The 23,501-nt window shown below is 34.0% G+C and carries 14 protein-coding genes; 7 read left to right on the top strand and 7 right to left on the bottom strand.

Translation table 11 applies throughout. The features are described 5' to 3' along the window. Positions 1–48 precede the first annotated feature (48 nt). Together ACHRVZ_RS10615 and ACHRVZ_RS10610 are read right to left on the bottom strand one after the other, a co-directional pair. Positions 49–5,721, bottom strand: coding sequence for an alpha-2-macroglobulin family protein (locus tag ACHRVZ_RS10615; RefSeq protein WP_395422372.1), 5,673 nt, complete (start codon positions 5,719–5,721; stop codon positions 49–51). A gap of 183 nt (positions 5,722–5,904) precedes the next feature. Then, the gene (locus ACHRVZ_RS10610; RefSeq protein WP_395422371.1) at positions 5,905–6,348 is read right to left on the bottom strand and encodes a nucleoside deaminase; all 444 of its coding nucleotides are present in this window, start codon (positions 6,346–6,348) and stop codon (positions 5,905–5,907) included. Positions 6,349–6,409: 61 nt separating this feature from the next. Here ACHRVZ_RS10610 and ACHRVZ_RS10605 point away from each other — a divergent pair, with 61 nt between their 5' ends. Genes ACHRVZ_RS10605 through ACHRVZ_RS10590 form a run of 4 tightly spaced genes read left to right on the top strand, consistent with a single transcriptional unit; the run spans position 6,410 to position 11,519 of the window. Continuing rightward, positions 6,410–7,180, top strand: coding sequence for a hypothetical protein (locus ACHRVZ_RS10605; RefSeq protein ID WP_395422369.1), 771 nt, complete (start codon positions 6,410–6,412; stop codon positions 7,178–7,180). Between the two features lie 6 nt (positions 7,181–7,186). Beyond that, positions 7,187–8,653 (top strand): energy transducer TonB, encoded by a 1,467-nt coding sequence (locus ACHRVZ_RS10600; RefSeq protein WP_395422368.1) that lies wholly within the window; start codon positions 7,187–7,189, stop codon positions 8,651–8,653. A gap of 42 nt (positions 8,654–8,695) precedes the next feature. Then, positions 8,696–10,477, top strand: coding sequence for a 1-deoxy-D-xylulose-5-phosphate synthase (locus ACHRVZ_RS10595; RefSeq protein ID WP_395422367.1), 1,782 nt, complete (start codon positions 8,696–8,698; stop codon positions 10,475–10,477). A gap of 40 nt (positions 10,478–10,517) precedes the next feature. Beyond that, positions 10,518–11,519, top strand: a complete 1,002-nt coding sequence (locus ACHRVZ_RS10590; protein WP_395422366.1) for a DUF3078 domain-containing protein — start codon at positions 10,518–10,520, stop codon at positions 11,517–11,519. 87 nt (positions 11,520–11,606) lie between these two features. On the opposite strand, the gene ACHRVZ_RS10585 is transcribed toward ACHRVZ_RS10590, so the two are convergent. Next, on the bottom strand, positions 11,607–12,953 hold the full coding sequence (locus ACHRVZ_RS10585; RefSeq protein WP_395422364.1) for a deoxyguanosinetriphosphate triphosphohydrolase: 1,347 nt from the start codon (positions 12,951–12,953) through the stop codon (positions 11,607–11,609). Positions 12,954–13,171: 218 nt separating this feature from the next. Beyond that, positions 13,172–13,633, bottom strand: a complete 462-nt coding sequence (locus tag ACHRVZ_RS10580; protein WP_395422363.1) for an Lrp/AsnC family transcriptional regulator — start codon at positions 13,631–13,633, stop codon at positions 13,172–13,174. A 157-nt stretch (positions 13,634–13,790) separates the two neighbouring features. Here ACHRVZ_RS10580 and metE point away from each other — a divergent pair, with 157 nt between their 5' ends. Continuing rightward, positions 13,791–16,115 carry a 5-methyltetrahydropteroyltriglutamate--homocysteine S-methyltransferase gene (metE, locus tag ACHRVZ_RS10575; protein ID WP_395422362.1) on the top strand — a complete coding sequence of 775 codons (2,325 nt, stop codon included), beginning with the start codon at positions 13,791–13,793 and terminating at the stop codon, positions 16,113–16,115. Between the two features lie 177 nt (positions 16,116–16,292). On the opposite strand, the gene ACHRVZ_RS10570 is transcribed toward metE, so the two are convergent. Continuing rightward, positions 16,293–16,886, bottom strand: coding sequence for an outer membrane beta-barrel protein (locus tag ACHRVZ_RS10570; RefSeq protein WP_395422361.1), 594 nt, complete (start codon positions 16,884–16,886; stop codon positions 16,293–16,295). 145 nt (positions 16,887–17,031) lie between these two features. On the opposite strand from ACHRVZ_RS10570, the gene gldA reads away from it, so the two are divergent. Both gldA and ACHRVZ_RS10560 read left to right on the top strand, forming a co-directional pair. Beyond that, the gene (gene gldA / locus ACHRVZ_RS10565; protein ID WP_395422360.1) at positions 17,032–17,928 is read left to right on the top strand and encodes a gliding motility-associated ABC transporter ATP-binding subunit GldA; all 897 of its coding nucleotides are present in this window, start codon (positions 17,032–17,034) and stop codon (positions 17,926–17,928) included. Between the two features lie 499 nt (positions 17,929–18,427). Next, entirely contained in the window at positions 18,428–20,551 is a 2,124-nt protein-coding gene (locus tag ACHRVZ_RS10560) for a TonB-dependent receptor domain-containing protein (protein ID WP_395422359.1), read from the top strand. Between the two features lie 427 nt (positions 20,552–20,978). On the opposite strand, the gene ACHRVZ_RS10555 is transcribed toward ACHRVZ_RS10560, so the two are convergent. After that, positions 20,979–22,145: a PepSY-associated TM helix domain-containing protein gene (locus tag ACHRVZ_RS10555; RefSeq protein ID WP_395422358.1), complete on the bottom strand. Its 1,167-nt coding sequence runs from the start codon at positions 22,143–22,145 to the stop codon at positions 20,979–20,981. A 94-nt stretch (positions 22,146–22,239) separates the two neighbouring features. Further along, complete coding sequence (locus ACHRVZ_RS10550) at positions 22,240–23,484, bottom strand: DUF4374 domain-containing protein (RefSeq protein ID WP_395422357.1); 1,245 nt, start codon at positions 23,482–23,484, stop codon at positions 22,240–22,242. Between the last annotated feature and the right edge of the window lie 17 nt (positions 23,485–23,501).

Below are 23,501 nucleotides of genomic sequence, written 5' to 3'. Positions count from 1 at the left end.
CCTAACAGGTTTTAGAAACCTGTTAGGATACGTAAACTATGAAAAACTTTATTTCACTACCTCAACCCAGAATCCTTTTGTTCTGGCCAAGAAAGTATTATCATACATTGCTTCACATTGCAATCCAGGTAAATAATAATTTCCTAAATACGATGCGTTAAGCAGAATTCTGAACACTTTTGTTTCGCCCGCTTTCATTCCAAAATAGAAATTAGTTCTGTCGTCACGAATGTCAATATAGTCGGCAATATTATTTGTTGCGTCTCCATAATCCGTAAAACGAGTATTTACAATTTCGAATCCTGAAGGAAGAATTTGCGACAAAGCCACATTTTGAACACTTTCATTTCTTTGATTTCTAATGGTAACCTCAGCAATAAACTCGGTTCCTTGGCTAATTTTAGATACATTAATAACGCTTCCTTTTCTATTTTTGAAAACAATAGCAGCCGAAACATTACTCTGAATCGCATTTTCTTGTCCGATTGGTAAGATTCCCGTATTTAAAACACGAACGTAAACCGTATTCTTTTTAAGATTTTTCAGAGTAACACTATTAGCGCCAGCCTGAACAACCAAACTTCTATCAGCAATTGTTTTTTGTGTATTTATGGTTTCTCCTTTTCCATTTTTGCTAAACTGAATATTAATTCCTTTAGGACCATTGCTAACTGCAAATTTTGACATCGCATACAAACAGTAAGCTGTTGTTTGCGTGCTCATCCACTCATTATTTGACATTTCTTTGGCTAGTTTTGTAGCCATCGCAAATGCTTTTTGTTGTTGTCCTAGAAGCAACATTGTCTCTAAAGCCATAGCTCTGTTTCTTGCACTTGAACCATAATAGTAATAATTATAATTACTTGACTCATCTTCAATTTTACTGTGCAGGAACAAATTCAATCCGGCTGATTTTTGTCCAGCCAAAACATATGCCGCAGCCAAACGCAGATTACTTTCGTTCGAAATACCTTTAGTTTCACGTAATCTGTTCATCGAAGATAAATCGGCATTTCCGGCTAAAGCCAAAGTGTATAATCTATACGCCTGCGCCAAATCATTACCATATTTAGGCTCAAAACGCCATTGTTTCGCTTCTCTCTGTTGATAAGATATCCATTTTGATTTGAAGTTAATTGGTAAAACATATCCTTTTTTCTCTGCTTCAATCAAGAAATGTCCCGCATATGAAGTTCCCCAATCATCAGCAATTGTGTTGCCTTGCCAATAAGCCACGCCTCCGTTTGATAATTGAAAACTTCCTAATCTGGTAATTCCGGCAGTAATATTTTTTTGAATAAGAGCTTTACGAGTCGCATCTAAATCTACCACATCATTTAAATACAACTGTGGAAAAACCGAAGAGGTCGTTTGCTCCACACATCCATGCGGATATTGAATTAGATATTGCAATCTACCGTTCAAATTCATGGTTGGCATTGACGAAACCTCTAATCTTGCTTTATTGCTTCCTTCAACTCCAAAGGTTTTCCATGAAATCGTTTTGGTACTGTTTGGAGGCAAAATCACATCTGTAAAAGTATTCGTAACCGGATTCGGATTCGTCATATCGATTTCGACATCATAAACTGATTTCTCTTTTCCAGAAGTCGCAACAACCTGAACTTTCGCAATTCCGGTCGCAGAGCCTACAACTAAATTGAAATATGCCATCTTTTCATCAGGCTGAGCAAATGTCAACGATTGAGTTGCGCTTCCCATCACTTTTAATCCATTGCTTGTTTTTATCTGAATGGAAACATTTTTAATATTATTTTCTGTTGCAAAAATCGTAACCGGAATGGTTACTTTTTCTGAAGGCGAAATTTTTCTTGGTAATGAAGCCAAAACCATTAACGGACTTTTTACCGGAGTTGCTTTTTCGACACTTCCGTAAGCGCTTGTATTTGCATCGCCGGCAACCACCATAGTTCGAACAGAACCAATATATTTTGGTAATTTTAATTGATGTGATTTGGTTTGCCCTTTCTCTAATTTAAAAGGTCCATAATACAACACTACAGGTTTAAAACGGTTTGCTTTTTTCGCTTTTCCGCCGCCTAAATCCTGATCTCCACCGATACTAAAAATCTGATTTATTTTTCCGCCGTAAGCTCCTATTACATCATCGTAAATATCCCATGTTTTAACCCCCAAAGCTTCACGAACATAAAAACTATCCCATGCATTTGGTGTTTTAAAACGGGTTAAATCCAATAAACCTTCATCAACAACAGCAATAGTATAAGTCATTTCCTTCCCTGTTTTTTCTCCAACTTTTACATTAAATGTCTGTTCTGGTTTCAAAACATCAGGCATTGAAAGCGTTGGTGCCAAAATGGTGTTTTTGTCTACAACTTCTATCGGAACGATTCCGTACATACGAATAGGCGAATCATTTTTAGTTGAAGCGTGTGGCTGTAATAATGTGATATTAAAATACACATTTGGAGCCATTGCAGCAGTTATAGGAACTTCAACTTTTGTTTCTCCTTTTTGAGTTTTTGCCCAAATCGTCTGTACTACTTTTGATCCGTTTTCAATAGAAATTAAAGCACGGCCGCCTTCACTTGAAGGGAAAGATATCTGCGCTTTTTCTCCTACTGCGTAGTTTTTCTTATCTGTAGAAAAAACCAGCATATTTGCTGTAGAAGCATCTCTGTTTCGTGTTTTTCCTGACCAAATTGGCCAGTCAATATTTACGGTCAATGCTGTTGCATGACCATCTGTATTATCTGAAACTCGTACTAAATAACGTCCCCATTCTTCATCGGTTAACGAAAACTGAACATATCCTTTTCCGTTTGAGTCGGTATTCACGATAAATGTTTTGTATGATGTGGTCGCATTAGACGAATTATAATTCGATAAATTATCACTTGAAGCATCCCACCACCAGCGCCATTCGACTTTATAAACTTTTACTTCAAGGTTTCTTACTGATTTAGGTCGTCCATTTTCATCAACAGTTACAATCTCAAAACGATTATTGGTTCTTGTTTCCAACATGCCATATTTATTAGGCTCGGGTGATTTTATTCCCACATAGGTTTTGTATGGTGAATAAGTTGTCGAGATCACGTCGGTACTAAAATCTCCTCCTTCTTCGTAGACTTTTGTAATGAATGAAGCGCGAAGCATTCCCGGCGCCTGACCTTGTAATTTTGGCTGAATGTTTACTGAAGCCTTCCCATATTCATTCAATTTCCCAGAGAAAACACTAATTTCTTCTGTACTAAATTGACGTACTAAATCGTCAAAACTAAATTTCTCATAACCTTTAAAAGTTGTGGTTTGTTGAGAAAACTTCGCCTGCATTTCTACATTCAAATTTTTAGCAATTGCGCCGTGAAGCCAAGTCACTTCTAGATTACTTGTATTTGGATATGAAGATGAAAGTGTTTTTCTAGAGAAAGTGTTTTTAATTTTCAAACGATTTGGCTTAATCGTTTCAATTTTAATGCTTTTATAAAATTTAGCGCCACCAACGCTTACCATCGCTTCCCAATTTCCTGTAGGCGCATCTGCACTTGTTGGAACTGTAAAAGCATAATGATTTAATTCATTCGTTTTTTGAATCGTCTGATAAACTGTTTTTCCGTTTGGATCATTCAGTCTAAATTTAATTGGATGTGATTTTGGCAATTTATTCGACGCATCATTTAAGATAAAAGACAAATACAAATTATCACCCGGACGCCATACGCCACGTTCTCCATAAATAAATCCTTTCAGGCCTTTTTGCAAGGTTTCGCCGGCAACATCAAAATTACTTACAGACAACGATAGTCCGTCGTCTAACTTTACGTAAGTCGATTGATTTCCTAATGAAACAATAGCAAAATAGGCGAATTTGTCTAGCTGAAATGAAGCAATTCCTTCACTGCTTGTAGCCGCAGTTGCAATTTTTTGCTGCTGATAGGTATATAAATCTACTCTTGCATTGGAAATTGGTTCTGTAGTTACAATATTGTTTACGGCAAACAAATACGATTTATTCTCACCTCTTTTAGCTATTACACCTAAATCTGTTGCCAAAATATTGGTCGCAATTCTGGCATTGTAATAATACGACCCAGAGCAAGGATCCTGACTTTCTCTCCACTCGTAATCGTCGTAATAATAATCATCGTAAGAGTTGCCACTGTAGTTTACATCATTTTCATCAACATCTTCATCCTCTTCATCATTTTGATCTCCTTCTGATGTTTCGCATTTATACAAAGAATATTTCTTTTTATAAACAAATTCTACTCTATAAATCGCACCAGGTTCTGGCGTAATTATTTTAGATAAATCTAAAGCATAGGTGTTCCATTTACTCGGATTTACGAGTTTATTTTCGTTTAACTTTAAAGTTGTTTTTGCAACTGGCTGCGCTACTTTCTTAAGATTCTGACTGCCATTTAATTCATTATATTGAAGAAACTGCAAGATATTATTCTTGTAAATTTTGTACACCTTTACATCAACGGCGCTTAAATTTACGGCTTCAAAATTTAGTTTTAAATTATTAGAACTTGGCAGAATAGTTCCGTTTTTTATAAAACGAACGCTTGGTTTTATTTGGTCAAAAGTGATTTTCTCAGTATAATTTGAGTCCATCTTTTTCCCGTACTGACTTTCAATTCCCTGAAAAACTTCGACTAATAAATCACCGGCTAAAATTTGCTCCGGTTCTGGTTCTTCGTTTTGAACTACTTCTACAGCATCATCAACAACTGCCGCTGCGCTGTCTACCACAACTGTTGTAGAATCTACCAGTGAAACAGCTGTTTCTTCTACCGGTACAGAAACAGCAACTTCCTTTTTAATAGGCGTTTTTTCATTGTTAAAATAAACTTTCAATAAATTTCCCTGAGTTGAAAATTTCAAATTATTAGCATTCTGAATCGAAACCAATCCCTTAAAATCTTGTCCTTTTTCAAGAGGTTCAGAAAAATTAATCAAAACCGATTGATTGCTTCCATCCGGAACTTCAACTTTTACGATTTTAAATTCGTTTATATTCGTAATTGGAACATCAATTTGACCTTTCTGATCAATATCAAAGTCGCTTCCGTCATATAATATCTCCAGATTTGTTGCTTCAGAATAGCGCTGAATACTGTCAATTATAAAATTGAATTCTTTACTAGAACCCGATTTTTTTTCGAATTTAATTTTTAGATTATTCCCTTTTTGTTTTGCTTCGACTAGCTTTTTTGCCGTTTCGATATCAATATTATCCGCAGTTTTTAGAACGCAGTTCAAATATTGATACTCTTTGCTGTACGACTGAATATCAGCTGTATTAATGGTAAAATCCTGCTTTATGGTTTTGACCGTAAAGTTAAATTCTGAAAGTATTTTTTCTTTCTCTTTTGGAAGTGTAATCAGCTTATCTAAGTTTAAAGTAACTTGATATTCTGTCCCTGGTTCTAATTTTTTCTCGGGAATAAATGCAATTGTATTAGGAGAAAGTGCTACCACTTTTCCGTCGACGCTAGGAGAAATATCAAACAAATCGCTGTCTAAAACCTGATTGGCTTTCCACTCTTTTTTATCGAATGCCAAAACCACCCGAATATCAGATTCCGACGAGACTATTCCCCCCGTGAAACTGACTATATACTCTTTAAATAATGAAAAATCGGAATTGAAATCGGCTGCTGATTTTCTGCCGCAAGATTGAAAAATAAAAAACACACAAAACACGAGAACTAATCCTTTTGCTTTCACTTTTATTTAGAGTTAATGGTTACAAATTATAGAAACTAACAAGAACATTTTAACATTTCGTTGTTAAAAGCATAACTAACGAAATACCAATTATATTGTAGTAAATGTATAATATTTTTCTAAATATTTTAAGAGGAAAATTCTTTAGGTCAAATTATTTTTTCAGACTAAATTTAAGAAGACTTATTTACGTCTTTCAACAAAAAAACGTTTCATTAAATCAGCAGCTTCATTGGCCATAATTCCAGAAACTACAGTGGTTTTTGGATGCAATTTTGTACCCATAGTCATGAAACCTCTTTGTTCATCACGTGCGCCAAAAACAATTTTAGAAATCTGACTCCAATACAAAGCACCAGCGCACATTTGACAAGGCTCAAGAGTTACGTAAAGTGTGCAATCTTTTAAATATTTTCCGCCAAGAAAGTTGGCTGCTGCCGTTATCGCCTGCATTTCAGCATGAGCCGTAACATCATTCAGTAATTCTGTCAAGTTATGGCTTCGTGCAATTACTTTATCTGCAACAACAATCACGGCTCCAACAGGGATTTCGCCTTTTTCAAAAGCCATTTCAGCTTCCTGCAAAGCTTTTTTCATGAAGTATTCGTCTGTGAAAGGGTTTATCATAATGGCAAAAATAAGGTTTTACTATTAATTTTTTCTTATATTTATTTTCTGATATCTAGTTATGGAAAAAATCCACAAAATAACAATTCCTGAACCTTGCCATGAAAACTGGCACGAAATGACTCCCAAAGACAATGGCCGTTTTTGTATGAGCTGTTCTAAAACGGTTGTTGATTTTACGTCAATGCTTCCGGAGGAAATTCAGCAGTATTTCATTTCACATAAAAATGTCTGTGGAAGACTTAAAAATGAACAGTTAAGTGAAATAAATATTCAGATTCCATCTCAAATATTACACAGCCAAATCCATTATCGAAAAATGTTTTTATTGGCACTTTTTATAGCTATGGGCACTACATTATTTAGTTGTCAGGACAAAGACGGAAATAAGAAAAAAATAGATAAAATTGAAGTTGTAGAAGATGTCAAACCAGAACAACACGCTACTACCGGAATTATTTTGATGCCTGTAGACAAACTTAATACCGAAGAGCATTCTCAGTCCGGACAAGAAGACTCTCAATCTGGAAATTACGGAATTATTTATAATTCAAATGATTTAGACGTTGCAGCTGTTCCAAAAAATGGAATGAAAAAATTCAATTCTAATTTTTTAAAAAATCTTACCACAGCAAAACAAGGAGAAATTTCCGTTTTATTTGTAATTGAAGGCGACGGAAGTCTTAGCAATTTTAATATACTTGAAAATACAACGTCAGCAAGTGAAAAAGATATTATCGGAATTTTAGAAAAAACTCCAAAATGGATTCCGGGTAAACGAAAAAATAGAGTTGTTCGCTCCACTTACACTTTGCAAATTCCATTTAAGTAATAAAGAATGAAACACAAAATAACAATTCCTGAACCTTGCCACGAAAACTGGGACGAAATGACTCCCAAAGACAATGGTCGATTTTGTTTGAGTTGCTCAAAAACGGTTATCGATTTTACCCAAATGCTGCCTGAAGAAATTCAGCATTTTTTTATTCAGAATCAAGACAAAAATATCTGCGGAAGAATAAGAAAGTCTCAATTGGATTCGATAACTATTCAAATTCCGAGTCGTATTCTTTATACACAAACCCATTATCATAAAATGTTTTTATTGGCATTGTTTATTGCCATGGGAACTACTTTGTTTAGTTGTCAGGATAAAGAGGGAAACAAGCAAAAAATTGACAAGATTGAGGTTGTTGAAGATTCTCCTATTGTAAAAACTACTTCTAACGATACAATTGATGTCAATAATAAATCATCAAAAATTAGCGATGCAAAAACAACAAAACGTAAAAGCCGTTCTGCTCTTAAAAAAGAAAAAATATTTTCTTTTACAAAAACAAAATGTGGAGAAGCAATTCCTTACAATGATTATTATGCAGATGATACGGTTTATGGAGTAATGGGAATTGATGTTTCGCCTGATTATCCGGGAGGAAAAGATGTATTTTATGAAAAGTTTAGATCTGAATATGAAATACCTAAAAAGTTAAAGAAATCTACTGGTGTAATCAAAATGTCTTTCGTTATTGAAAAAGACGGAAAACTAGATGAAATAAAAACCATTGAAGATCTTGGCTTTGAAACTGGAGATCAAGCCATTCGGATTCTAGAAAAATCTATAAAATGGACTCCGGGCGAAACCAAAGGAAAAAAGGTTAAAACTTTTTATGATCTGTCGATTACACTTGAGCTCGATACTTTGAATCCGAAAAAAAGAAAAAGGAAATTTTCAAAAATTACCTCCATGCAAGTTTTTAAAACGGGAGAAAGTAATGAACAACCTAAAGTAGAAAATGCAGTTTCAGAAAATGATAACTCAACTAAAGATGTTTTATCACCAAAAGTTGCTTCTGATAAACTTGTAAAACCAGTACCTGAAAATTGTCCAGAGATTACTTATGACAATGAAAAATCCACATCAAAAAGAAGCGACGAAAACAAAGCCGTTAAAGATTCTATTATAGAGAACGAAGTTTATTATATGGGAGCAATAGTCGAAACAAAACCCAGTTACCCTAATGGAATTGATAATTTTTATCAATTATTTATAAACGAATTTAAACGCCCAAAAGAAACTAAAAATTTACAGAATCGAATTATAGTTTCCTTTGTGATTGAAAAAGATGGCTCGCTTTCAACTTTTGATTTTTTAGAAAATACAGACCCAAAAATAAAAACCGAAATAACGCGTGCTTTAAAAACATTACCTAATTGGGTACCGGGTACACAAAATGGCAAGAAAACGAGATCAAAATATAGTATGCCAATAGCATTCGAAAAAGACTCTTCTGAAAATTCAAAGTAATAAATCTAAATTTAAAACCGTAAATTTGCTTTTTACCTTACAATGAAAAGCAACTTACTTTCAAACATATACAATCCCGCTGATTTACGCTTACTTTCTGAAGCGCAACTACCAGAAGTCGCGCAGGAATTACGTCAATTTATAATTGATATTGTTTCTGTAAAAGAAGGGCATTTGGGCGCCAGTTTGGGCGTAATTGAATTGACAATTGCGCTGCATTATGTATTTAATACTCCCGAAGATTTATTGGTCTGGGATGTTGGTCATCAGGCTTACGGACACAAAATATTAACCGAAAGAAGAGAAAATTTCCACACCAACAGGCAACTTGATGGTATCTCCGGATTTCCTAAAAGAAGTGAGAGTATTTACGATACTTTTGGCGTTGGTCATTCATCAACTTCTATTTCGGCAGCACTTGGAATGGCAATTGCGTCTAATTTAAAAGGTGATTTCAAAAAACAGCATATTGCAGTTATCGGAGATGCTTCTATTGCATCTGGAATGGCTTTCGAAGGTCTGAACCATGCGGGAGTTACTGATGCTAATTTATTGGTTATTTTGAACGATAATGCTATTGGAATTGATCCGAGCGTTGGCGCACTTAAAAAATATCTGACTGCTGTAAAAGAAGGAAAAAATCCGAAGAAGAATAACATGATCAAATCTTTGAATTTTGATTATTCAGGACCAATTGACGGTCACGACCTTCCTACTCTAATCAAAGAGTTAAATCGCTTAAAAAACATAAAAGGCCCAAAATTCCTTCATATTGTTACCACTAAAGGAAAAGGTTTACAGCAAGCTGAAGAAAATCAGGTGAAATACCATGCACCCGGAAAGTTTGATGCTTCAACCGGAGAAATCATTTTAAAATCTGAAGAAAATTTACCTCCGAAATATCAGGATGTTTTTGGCTTGACCATTTTAGATTTAGCCAAAAAGAATGAGAAAATCATCGGAATCACGCCTGCAATGCCATCTGGAAGCTCTTTAAAATTCATGATGGATGAAATTCCGGAACGTGCTTTTGATGTTGGAATTGCAGAACAACATGCCGTAACTCTTGCCGCCGGAATGGCAACGCAAGGTATGGTTGTCTATTGTAATATTTACTCGACTTTTTTACAACGTGCTTACGATCAAGTTATTCATGATGTGGCTTTACAAGATTTACCTGTTATTTTTTGTTTAGATCGTGCAGGTTTGGTTGGCGAAGACGGTGCAACGCATCACGGTGTTTTTGATATTGCTTATTTAAGAGCTATTCCAAACATGATAATCTATGCGCCAATCAATGAAGTTGCGTTGCAAAACATTTTATTTACGGCTCAATTAGGACTAAATCACCCGATCGCGATTCGTTATCCGCGAGGCCGAGGCGTTCTTCCAAATTGGGAAGTAGAAAATTTCGGACATTATGAAGAAATAAAAATTGGGCAGGCAAACTGCTTAAAAAAAGGAACAAAAACTGCCGTTTTATCGACCGGAACAATTGGAAATAATGTGACTCTGGCTATTAATGAATCTGAAAATAAAGATGCAATTGCGCATTACGACTTTCCATTTATAAAACCACTGGATACACGCATGTTACTTGATATTTTTTCGAATTTTGATCGTATAATTACTATAGAAGACGGCACTATAAATGGAGGTTTTGGAAGTTCCATTCTAGAGTTCTCGGCTTCAAATAATTTCAAAAATAAAATTGAAATTTTAGGTATTCCTGGCATGTTTATTGAGCACGGAACCGTAAACCAATTACAACAATTATGCAAAATTGACGTTAAAAGTTTGATAAATCTTTTTCAAACGAGCTAAAATAATTATTTTGCGCTACCAAAAAAAAACTAAAATCATAATGAAATTATTGCGTTCTACTCTTTTGCTTCTATTGCTTTTGTGTACTTCACATAACTTTGCTCAAATTATACAAACGACTTTAGACCCCAATCAATTACCCGCACTTCCTTCAAATTGGACGAAAAAAAATCAGGTGGGTTTTGATATTTCTGAAATTGCTTTTGTCAACTGGAGTGCCGGGGGAACAAGTTCTATTTCCGGTCTGTTTAAAGGTGAATTTGCAAGAGTTTACATTAAAGGGAACCACAAATGGGCAAATGAACTTATTGTTAAATATGGTTTGAATAAACAAGATGGTACTGAACTAAGAAAAACTGATGATGCCTTTTTACTAAATTCTACTTACGGTTTTAGAAAAGATACGGTATCAAATTGGTACTACTCGGCAAAATTTAATTTTAATACACAATTCACTAACGGTTATAATTATCCCAATAGAGATATTGCGATCTCTAAACCGTTTGCTCCTGCTTATATCTTTCTTGGAGCTGGAGCTGAAAACTCAAATAAAAAGAAAAACAGAACATTCTATTTCTCTCCAATAACTTTAAAGACTACTTTAGTTCTGGATCAATACTTAGCTGATCAAGGATCTTTTGGTGTTAAAAAAGCTATTTATGCACCTGATCCTCTAGATCCTACTAATCAAATTTTGATTGAAAACGGGCAAAAAGTAAAAGCTGAGTTTGGTATTTTATTTACCGGATACATGAAAAATGAAATCTACAAAAACATTTTCTACGAAAACAGACTGAGTTTGTATACGGACTATTTAAACAAATTCGGAAATGTCGATATTGATTACGATACTCGTTTAGACCTTGTTGTTAATGCTTATGTAAAAGCAAACATTGGTGTTCATTTAGTTTATGACGACGATATTAAAACCAAAAAAGATGTGATTGATCCAACTACAGGTTCAAAAAGTCAGGTTAATGACGGACCTAGAATGCAATTAAGACAAGTTTTAGGTGTTGGTCTGGTATATGCATTTCAATAATAAAGTTTACTTAACAAGTAATAAAAATGCCCTATAAAACATCTTTTATAGGGCATTTTTATTTTTGAATCCAATCGAATAACTGAATTAATTATTTTTTCTTCCATTAATGGTTTCAAACAACTCTAACGCATTTCCGTCTGTCAGCAGTGAAACATAATGGCAAATATGCAATAAACGTTCATATAAATTAGTTTTCTCTAAATGATGTTTTTCAGGCAACATTTTCAAAAGCAATTTGTCGTAGTTTGAAGCTGTTCCTTCATATTTATTATTAAAAGCTGTTATAAACTTATCCAATAAAGTCTGGATAATTTGATAACCAACAATCTCTTTCTCAATAACTTCCCGACTCTGATAGATTTTTTCAACGCTCAAATTGATAATATCATTCATTTGCGCTTTATACTTGCTTTTATCTGTTAAGGCAAAAGGAAATTTTCCGGCTAAAATTGCCTCTTCGTTTTCAATAAAAACATCTACAGCATCATTAATTAACGTTCCAATTGCAAGAGCACGTAAATAACTAATACGATCTTCTTTTGTGGTTAACGTTTTGTATTTTGCAACTCCAATATTGTCTTTTACAAGTTTAATTAAATATTCTAAAGCATAATCCTCAGAGACTAAACCTAAGTTTATTCCGTCTTCAAAATCGATAATTGTATAGCAAATATCATCTGCTGCTTCAACCAAATAAGCTAAAGGATGTCTTTCAAAACCAATATCATCTCCAGATTTGTTGGCAATCATTCCCATATCTTTTGCCACTGCTTCAAAAAATGTTTTATCAGTTTGAAAAAAACCATATTTTTTATCGGCAATATTCTGAGTTGGTTTTTTAGGCAGACTTTCTTTCGGATATTTCATGAAAGCCCCTAAAGTTGCGTACGAAATTCTAAGACCACCTTCAATTCCGGGACGGCTTGCGGTTAAAACCGAAAATCCGTTTGCATTTCCTTCAAAATCAATTAAATCCTGCCATTGTTTCGGCGTTAAATGCTCTTTGTGTTTTAATCCGTTTCCTATTGAAAAATACTCCCCAATCGCTTTTTCACCAGAATGTCCAAAAGGCGGGTTTCCAATATCATGCGCCAAAGAAGCCGCTGCTACAATAGCGCCAAAATCATTCATATGATAACCATGAACTTCTTTTAAATATGGATACTTTTCAATGATCTTTTTTCCAACCAAACGTCCTAATGAACGTCCTACAACCGAAACTTCTAAGCTGTGTGTTAACCTTGTATGTACGAAATCAGTTTTTGAAAGCGGAATCACCTGAGTTTTATCCTGCAAAGATCGAAACGCCGCCGAAAATATAATTCGGTCATAATCTACCTCAAAGCCTAAACGAGTATCATCTTGTTCTACACGTAATCTTTTGCTCGTGTCGCCTTGGCGTTTTAGTGATAAAAGTTGTTCCCAGTTCATTATAATTTTAGATTTTAGATCGAGAATCAAAAGTACAGTTTATTTTTAGGATAAAATATGCCACAGATTAATTTGATTTAAAAGATTAAATGTTTTGTTCGTCACGAATTTCACGAATTTTCACAAATCATTGAGCATAAATAAATTCGTGAAATTCCTAGCTAAAAATTCAAACACAACCATAATTAAAAACATTATAATCTGTAGCAAAAAATATTTTAAAATTCTAAAGCTGTACTGTGTTTAATTTCGCCCATTACAAAAATACTATTCGTGTTTCCAATATTTTCGATTGTAGACAATTTATTCATTACAAAGTCCTGATAACTTTCCATATCCTTTACCAATATTTTTAGCATAAAATCGTAATCGCCGGCAATATTATAACATTCGATAATTTCGGGAAGTGCGACGATATCTTTCACGAAATTGCTTCCCACATTTTTTGCATGCTCTTTTAAACGAACATTGCAAAAAACGGTCATTCCCCGATTCATTTTTTTCTTATCTAATAGCGCAACATATTTAGTTATAAATCCGTCACGTTCTAACCTTTTTATACGTTCATAAACTGGCGTAACGGTCAAGAATAATTTACTCGCAAGATCTTTTGTATTGATATTTGAGTTCTCCTGAAGGTGTTTTAAGATCAATAAATCGGTTTTGTCTAAGTTTTCCATAGTATTTTTTACGGCTAAAGTTCTTTTTAAAAGATTTTATCAGTAAAATAATCTTCAAAAAATACATTTTAAAAGACAATTTACTCAAATAACAATCAAATATAAGTTTTAATATCCAATACTATAAATTTGTTCAGTAAAAAATACTGAAATAAAAATGAAAACAAATAATTTAGGTTATCCAAGAATTGGAAGCAACAGAGAATTAAAAAAAGCCTGCGAATTGTACTGGGCAGGAAAAATTTCTGTCGATGAATTGATTGAAACCGGAAAAGATATCCGTCGCAAAAACTGGCACTTACAATCTGAAGCTGGAGTAGATTTGATTCCGTCTAATGATTTTTCTTTTTACGACCAAGTGCTGGATTTAACTTTGACTGTTGGAGCAATTCCAGAACGTTATCATGAATTAGCCAAAACAAACTCTACTATCGATTTGTATTTTGCCATGGCAAGAGGTGCGCAAAAAGAAGGACAGGATGTTGTAGCTATGGAAATGACGAAATGGTTCGATACAAACTATCATTACATTGTTCCTGAATTCACAAAAGACCAAAAATTTGAATTGTTTTCAGAAAAAATAATTACTGAATTCAAAGAGGCAAATGCTTTACAAATTACTACAAAACCAGTTTTAATTGGACCAATTTCTTACTTGCTTTTAGGAAAAGAAAAAGAAGAAGGTTTTCACCGAATTGATCTTATCGATAAACTACTTCCTGTTTATTTCGAAATATTCGAAAAACTACAAGCCGAAAATGTTGAATATATTCAGCTAGACGAACCGTTCCTTGCTTTGAATTTAACTGATAAAGAAAGAAATACTTTCACGAAAGTGTACAACGAAATCAACAAGAACTTCCCGAATATCAAAATCATTCTTGCTAATTATTTTGATTGTTTTGGAGAAAATCTAGAAACAGCTTTGGCTTTGCCGGTTGATACTTTTCATCTAGATTTGGTTCGTTGTCCCTCTCAATTAAATGATATTTTAGAATCTGGTAAATTGGCTTCAAATGTAAATCTTTCGTTAGGAGTTGTTGACGGAAGAAACATCTGGAAAAATGATTTCAAAAAATCTTTAGAATTAATCAAAAAAGCAACTGACACTTTGGGAGAAAACAGAATTTTAGTTGCTCCGTCTTGTTCTTTAATTCACAGTCCTTGCGATTTAGATCTGGAAACAAATGACGCAACGCTTACTCCTGAAATTAAGCAATGGCTGGCTTTTGCCAAACAAAAAATCAATGAAGTTGTTCTTTTAAAACAATTTGCTTCAAACGAAGTTGATATTAAAAACTCTGTTGATTATGAACAAAATGCAATTGCAAACGACAATCGTAAAACTTCAAAATTAATTCACAACAATGAAGTTAAAACTCGTGTTGCCGGAATCACAGCTTCTGATGATAAACGAAAAAGTACTTTTGCGACACGAAGAAAAAGCCAGATCGAAGCTTTAAATCTTCCTTTATTTCCAACAACTACAATTGGATCTTTCCCTCAAACGGCTGAAGTGAGAAGCTGGAGAGCAAAATTCAAAAAAGGAGAATTAACTACGGAGCAATACAACTATTTAATCGAAAAAGAAACCGAAGCTACGATTCGTTTTCAGGAAGAAACCGGAATTGATGTTTTGGTTCACGGAGAATTTGAACGTAATGATATGGTGGAATATTTTGGTGAACAATTGTCCGGATTTACCTTCACCAAAAATGGCTGGGTTCAAAGCTACGGTAGCCGTTGTGTGAAACCTCCGGTTATTTATGGTGATGTTTCCAGACCAAACCCAATGACGGTAAAATGGTCGAAATATGCGCAATCGCTCACTCCAAAATGGGTAAAAGGAATGCTTACCGGTCCTGTAACTATTTTGCAATGGTCGTTTGTTCGTAACGATCAGCCTCGCTCTGAAACTTGCACGCAAATTGCTTTGGCGATTCGTGATGAAGTGGTAGATTTAGAAAAAGCCGGAATTAAAATTATTCAAATTGATGAACCTGCAATTCGCGAAGGTTTACCATTGCGAAAAGAAGAATGGGCAAATTATTTGGACTGGGCTGTAAAAGCTTTCCGAATTTCTGCGAGTGGTGTTCATGACGATACGCAAATTCATACGCATATGTGTTACAGCGAATTCAACGACATTATCCAGAATATTGCTGATATGGATGCTGACGTTATTACAATTGAATGTTCGCGTTCACAAATGGAACTTTTAGATGCTTTTGCCAACTTTAAATATCCAAACGAGATTGGCCCGGGAGTTTATGATATTCACTCTCCGCGCGTTCCTTCAAGCACTGAAATGGTTCGTTTGTTAGAAAAAGCTTCAGCTGTAATTCCGGTAGATCAATTATGGGTAAATCCTGATTGTGGTTTAAAAACACGCCATTGGGATGAAACTAAAAAAGCTTTAATTGAGATGGTTGCTGCCGCGCAGGAAATGAGAGCTGCCGTTGAAAATCCTGTAAGTTTTTAATTTTTATTAGATATATTTTTGTTTTTTAATGCCAACAGGCGGAGTCGAAATTCTTGTAGTTATGAATTAATTTTGACTTCGCTCTTGTTGGCATTATTTGATTTTTATCTATACTTATAAAACAAAAAAAGCACCCCAATTGGAGTGCTTTCTTGAAATTGAAATATATTCTAAAAATTAGAAATTCTTTGAAATCCCTACAGAAAATGCTTTTCCGAAAGTGAAAGCGAAGTTTTTAACGTTGTCTCCGTTACCGTTATTTCCATCAAAATTTAAAGTATTGTAACCTAAACCTCCTATGTTGAAGTTCAAACCAAATCCTTTATTAACATTGATAAAAATAGCTGGTGTAACACCAATGTAAAAACCGTCTCCTTTGTTTGTTGTAGAAGAAAAAGCACCAGTTTCAGTTGTTGTTTTAGTACTTTGGTAACCAACACCTAAATCAGCATAAGCAGAAAAAGTTTGGTTTAATGGCTTAGAATAACGTAAAAAACCTCCTAAAGAGAAATTATTGTCTTTACGCTCTGTATTATTAACAAATTCAGTCGTTTCTGTACCAACTCCTGCTTCAATACCTGCTGTCCAGTTTTGATGAAATTGGTATCCTACTTTAGGAGCGAAACCAAAATAACTATTTTTGAATTCAGTCCCGGAATTTGATACTTTTTGAGAATCGTACTCAATACTTCCCATAACTAAAATAGATCCTTTTTGAGCATTTGCAAAGCTAAACATAGCCAATGCAAGAACAACTAACATTTTTTTCATTTGTAATATTTATTATTTTTAATACTCCTTTAACAATAAAGATGCCATTGTACCGCGACATTTCATATTTAAAATTCAATTCTTTGAAAGGCAAAATGTAGTAATCAATAGTATTTCTGTTTACTTTTGTAGCAAATAAAAAGTCATGTCGATAGAAGTAAACAACATATCAAAAAGTTACGGAACTCAAAAAGCATTGAATTCAATTTCGTTCTCTATTCAAAAAGGAGAAATTGTTGGATTTTTGGGACCAAATGGAGCAGGAAAATCTACTTTGATGAAAATTTTGACAACGTATTTACTTGCCGATGATGGCGCAGCCCTTGTAAATGGCCATGATGTCATGACGGATGCAAAAGCTGTTCAACGTTCGATTGGTTATTTACCGGAGCATAATCCGTTGTATTTAGATTTGTATGTTCGTGAGTATTTGGCTTTTAATGCTGATGTTTATCAGGTTCCAAAATCAAGAATTGAAGAAGTTATTCAACTGACAGGTCTGTCAGCTGAAAGTCATAAAAAAATAGGGCAATTGTCTAAAGGATATCGCCAACGTGTGGGGCTTGCCAACGCTTTATTACATAATCCTGACGTTTTAATTTTGGACGAACCAACTACTGGTCTGGATCCGAATCAGTTAATGGAAATTCGAAATGTAATCAAAAATGTTGGGAAAGATAAAACGGTTTTTCTTTCGACTCATATTATGCAGGAGGTTGAAGCAATTTGCGATCGTGTCATTATTATTGACAAAGGGCAAATTGTTGCCGATAAGAAACTGGATCACTTAGTTTCTGAAAATAAAGAGCAGGTTATCGAAGTAGAATTTGACTATCAGATTGAAGAACAACTTTTAGCTAAACTTGAAAATATTACATCATACCGAAACATTCACGATATGACCTGGGAATTGACCTTTGTTGCCGAAAAAGATATGCGTCCTGCTATTTTTGATTTCGCCAATGAAAATGGTTTAAAAACATTACAACTGAATCAGAAAAATAAAAATCTTGAGGCTGTTTTTAGAGAGATTACTAAATAAGTCTCGGTTTACAGTAAAAAGCCAATTCTTCTATTTGAAGAATTGGCTTTTTTATTATTGAAATATTTTTCACTCGCTTCTACTTTTTATCGAGGCGTAAAGCCTTATTCTTACTGGATTTTCTATCAAAATCCTGACTTTTGATTCCCTTTTTTACTTTTTCTCTAAATCACGAACAACTAACTATCAGTCCGTTATCGTTTTTTGTTGTAAATTTTAACTATTTTTATTTAGACTTATTATAAATAGTTATATATTTGAACTCTGAAACTTCAAAATACCACACCGATGTTCTCTTCAAAAAGCCTTATTAAAACCATTTCTTTCAAGATATCAAAGCTTCTTTTTAATATTCAAAAAACGCTTTCTGATAAACTTGAACAGATTGTTTTGCAATAGAAAAATCTATTCCGAAACAATTAAAAATAGTATTTGCACAGATTCATTCTTGCAAATGCATTAAAACCTTACTCCACCAATAAAATCAAATCAAAATATCATGAAGAATTTTATAACCTCTATTATGCTTGCCTTTTCGGTCTACGGATATTCGCAGACAGAAAAAGAGAAAGATAGCGTTGTCGAGACCTCAATAAACGTTTTAGATGAAATTGTAATTACAAAAAAGAAAGTTTTATATACTCAAAAATCAGATCGACTTGTTTTTAATGTAGAAAACAGTATTGTTTCTGAAGGCGGAACTGCTTTGGACGTTTTATCGCGCGCACCGGGCGTTGTTGTGTCTCAGGATGGAGAATTATCGATTCGCGGACAACAAGGTGTTGGCGTGATGATAAACGGCAAATTAACGCAGCTTTCGCAAAAAGAACTGGCGAATTATTTAAAGTCGACGACCTCATCGAACATCAAACAAATTGAAGTAATTACTAATCCATCTTCTAAATATGATGCGACCGGAAAAGCCGGAATTATCAATATTATTTTAAAGAAACCTAATGCCGGAGGTCTTAAAGGAACTGTTTTTACGAATTATGGAAGAGGTCGAAAAAACAGAACGAATTCTGGTGTAAATCTTAGTTACAACAAAGAGAAATTTGGTGTTTACGGAAACTACAGTTACACTTTTAGAGGCGAAGAAGAACGCAAAGAGTTCGACCAAATTCAATTTACAGATAATACTCGCCAGACTATTTCGACAAAAAACCATCAAACCTCAACGACTGATGAACCGCTGACTTCAAACAATTTCAAGATTGGAACAACTTATGAAGTTTCTCCTAAAACAAATTTAGAAGTATATGTTGATGCAAAACTTGGTCGTTATGAAAATATTGCTAACGGTAGAAATACTTTACTTAATGCATTAGATCAAGTACAATTTGATGCTTCGACGTTTAATGACAGCAAAGAGAAATGGAACGATTACACCTATGCTTTTTCGGGAGTTCATAAATTCAATACGGAAGGAAAAAATATGTCTTTTGACTTTGAATATGAATCTTCAAAATTCAGATCGAATCAATTTCAAAGTGCAAAAAACATCGATCCATCAAGTACAACTGATGTAAATGACAGACGAGGCTTTATTCCGTCGCAATTAAGAGTTTTTACCGGAAAAGTTGATTTTACAAATCCACTAAAAGAAAAACAATCTATTGAATGGGGATTTAAAGCGAGTGTAAAAAACAACGACAATCCTTCGGTTTACGAGTATTACGATAACAATCAATGGATCGTTGATCTTAATTCGACGAATCATTTTGAATATAAAGAACAAATTTACGCTGCCTACGCCAATTATAAATATCAACTTGAAAATTTTAATATTCAGGGTGGTTTAAGATCTGAATATACTGCCATAAACATTTTGCAGAAAACCTTAAATGAAGAACACAAGGATGATTATTTAAAATGGTTTCCGAGTGTTTCTTTAAAATATGAATTAAGCACTAATCATTCGTTACATGCGTCTTACAGTAAAAGAATCAACAGACCGAGTCAATTCGATTTGAATCCGTTTCGTTTTTACGATGACTCGTTCAATTATTCTAAGGGAAATCCAAATTTGGTTCCTGAAATCACGCATTCGACAGAAATTGGGTATGCCTGGAAAAGTACTTTTATGGCTTCGCTGTATTTCAGCAAAACAAAAGATGTTTTTACAGAAGTCTACGTTTATGATCCAACAACCAACACCACGGTTACATCGCAAATTAATGTCAACAAATCGTATAATTATGGCGCGAATATTACCAATACTGCCGAAATTTATAAATGGTGGTCTGTAAATACGCTTTTTAATATTTTTGAAAATAAATTTATGGGAAATGTTGTTAATACAGATAAAATCGACCCAATTGTAACTCTAAATTTAAGCGTTCAAAACTCATTTACAATCGCTGAAAGCTGGAAAGCAGAGGCGAATGCTCAATACCAATCAAAATCTAATCTTGGTATTTATGAAAGAGATGCTTTCTTTGATTTCAGCATCGGAATTTCGAAACAAGTATTGTCTAAAAAGGGCAATATCAAACTCAACATTACTGATATTTTTAATACTAATAATTTCCACATCAACTCGGTTATAGCACAAACAAGCATCAATAAGAGATATGATCTTGATAACCGCATTGCAACGATTGCCTTTACCTATAGAATCTAATGTTTTTGGATCTTTAGTTTCCTTGTTTTTGTTTTTTTTTTGATGGAAAAGAGCCTGTTTGTCGTAAACAGGCTCTTTCTGTTTTTAATTTTTTCGCTTTCATACCCACTCAAATTTAGAGAACGTGCGATTAATTTTAAGTTCCGGCGGAACGATATATTTATAGAAATCACAAAAATTATGCAACAGAACCCCATCGGGGTGAAATATTAAATTTCCTAACAAAATGACTATGTCGCTCCGCTGGAGCTTTATCTTAATGTGTTATACTAGATTTCTATAAATATGATGCTCCGCTGGAGCTTTATATTTAATTTCTTTATCCTTTACTTCTTAAACAAGAAAAAGCCTTTTGGAGAATGTTACTTCTCACAAAAGACTTTAAAAACTAACTAACAAAAAATAACAGATAAAAATCAAACTGGAGTTACACTCTCGTTTTTTGCTTTTTCTTTTTTCCCCACCAAATATAAAATCCTGTAATGGGCAAACTGCCACAAATTAAACTGGCAAGGAAATAGATAATCTTAGTTGGCAATCCTCCTATTGCGCCAATATGAAGGCTATAATTAGAACGCATTAACCATTTTGAAAAACGTTCGTCACCAATATATTTATGCGATTTTGGAAGTAATTCAAGTGTTGTCGAATCAAAATATAAATCTCTCCAAACGCCTTTATACATATCTGTACATACATAAAAATCTTCTTTTGGATCATCTGGAAAATGAATAATAACAGCTTCTTTGTTTTCCTTTGCTATTTCTGTTCGCACTTTCTTCCAAAGAAAATCAGCTGCAGCCAACTTATCCATTTGCTGTTTGGATAAAGTATCTTTTCTAACTGAAACAACCTGTTCTTTTTTATCTTTTTCATCGGCCCAACCACCGCTTATCCAATATGTACCTTCTCTTAACCAATGAAAACTCATTAACATTCCGGTAAAGGCAATAAGCATGGCAAGGATCATGGTATAAAATCCCATTACATTATGCAAATCATAATTCAGACGTTTGAATTTGGCATTCCATTTTATTTTAAAACTGCTATTTCTGGTTGTTTTATTCCACTTTTTCGGAAACCAAAGTATAAGTCCGCTTATTAATAAAAGAAAGAAAATAAAGGTTGCCCAAGCTGTTATTTGCGAACCGATATCCCGGTCGAGCCAAAGATTACGATGCCCTTCATCCATTATATGAAAAAAGTCCTCATGGTCTACCATTCCTGTAATTTTACCGTTATACGGATTTACATAAATCAGCGAATCCGATTCGATATCGACTTTAATTGATTTATCTAAACCATTATACCAAACTCCATGAATTTCTTTATTGGGTAATACTTTTTGAACTGCTGCATAAATTTGTGAAGGCGGTAATAATTTGTCCGGACTTTGAGCTTCTACATTTAAATATGGCGATGTTAGTTCTTTTATTTCGTGTTCGAAAACTAAAACGCAACCCGTAATTGCCATGATAACAACGATTATTCCTGATCCCAATCCGAGCCATAAATGCAGCCAGGCATTGATTTTACTAAAACGTGATTTTCCTTTATTGGGTGGTTTACTTGAACGGCTTTTAAAAATATTCATTGAATTTATTATTTGAAAAACAACATTAGATTGATATAAAAAATGGCTTAAGGATTATTGTATAATACCTCAAGCCATTTTATACTGTATTTATTTAGTAAGTCAATTTACCAATTGCCGGTAAATAAAGACCTTCTTTGATAAGTGCTCCGGCTTTTGCTGTACCAGTTGCAATATCTATTTGATAAACGCGAGCCTGATCTCCTGTTACAAAACTTTTGTATGCTTTTCCGTTTTCAACAAATAAACTTCCTAAACCAAAAAACTCATCACCACCATGATTTGGTAATCCTGTAACTTCTAAAACTGTTTTAGCTGATAAATCAAGAATTGCCGATTTAAAAAGTGTATTAGTTCTAAGAAAACTATAAACCGGGCTAACAGCATCTACATCATTAGGAATATAAGAGATAAAAACTTTTTCTCCTCCTAACGGATAAGCTGCTAAAACTTTTCCTTTAAGCGAACTTGCTTCAAGATCGAAAAAGTAACCCGGATCAAACTTAGCGTCTCCTTTTTTAATACGTAAAACTCCAGAAGAAACGGTTTTAACAGGGTAACCACCTGCGCGAGCATTAGATGAAAAAGTATAAATATCTCCAGATTCAGTTTGTACAATTCCGGTATTCGTATAATACATTCCAATAGCAGTTGTTCTGGTGTCTTTAATTGTCGTTACATAATCTAAAGAAGGATATTTGTAGATTCTCACAGTAGCATCAGATGATAATACTTTGTTTGTTCCATCAGAAACATCTTTAATATAAACCGGAACAAAAAGTTTGTCTCCAGAAACTGCAGCTCCTGTTGGCCAGTATAATACTTTTTTATTATCTGGAGAAACTGTAAAGTCGTTGAATTTTCTACCATCAACAGCAACTGTTGTAGGATTGTAAATCATCAATTCGTAATCAGATGAACTACCGTCCCAAGTTGCACCAATATTGATCATTTTTTTATCATCTGTATAACCTACAGCGTAAGATGATTCGAAAGAAAGTTTATCTCCGGCTACTAATTTTCCGGCACTATTAAGATGATATGAAACCGATCCTTCATCTCCGGTAGTTAATGCAAAAAATGTATTATTTACGGGGAAACAACTTCCCTCCTTTTCAATTCCAACTCCTTTTGCACTAATTTCTCCAGTCATTAATTGATCTGTAGAAGTAAAATCTAATATATACTGAGTATAATCAGCCAACCAATAAGATGCAACATATTTAGTACCATTTACAGCTGGTGTTTCATCTTTTGCAGCATCGTCACTGCTACATGAAAAAATAGATAATGACAGAAAAGCCAATGCAAAGCATTTTGCGAATTTGTTTACAAACATGATTATAATTATTTAAG

It is taken from the genome of Flavobacterium sp. FlaQc-57, from assembly GCF_044007395.1.
Taxonomy (GTDB): domain Bacteria; phylum Bacteroidota; class Bacteroidia; order Flavobacteriales; family Flavobacteriaceae; genus Flavobacterium.
The sequence above is the reverse complement of the archived record's forward strand: the minus strand, read 5'-3'. Positions and strand labels throughout refer to the sequence as shown.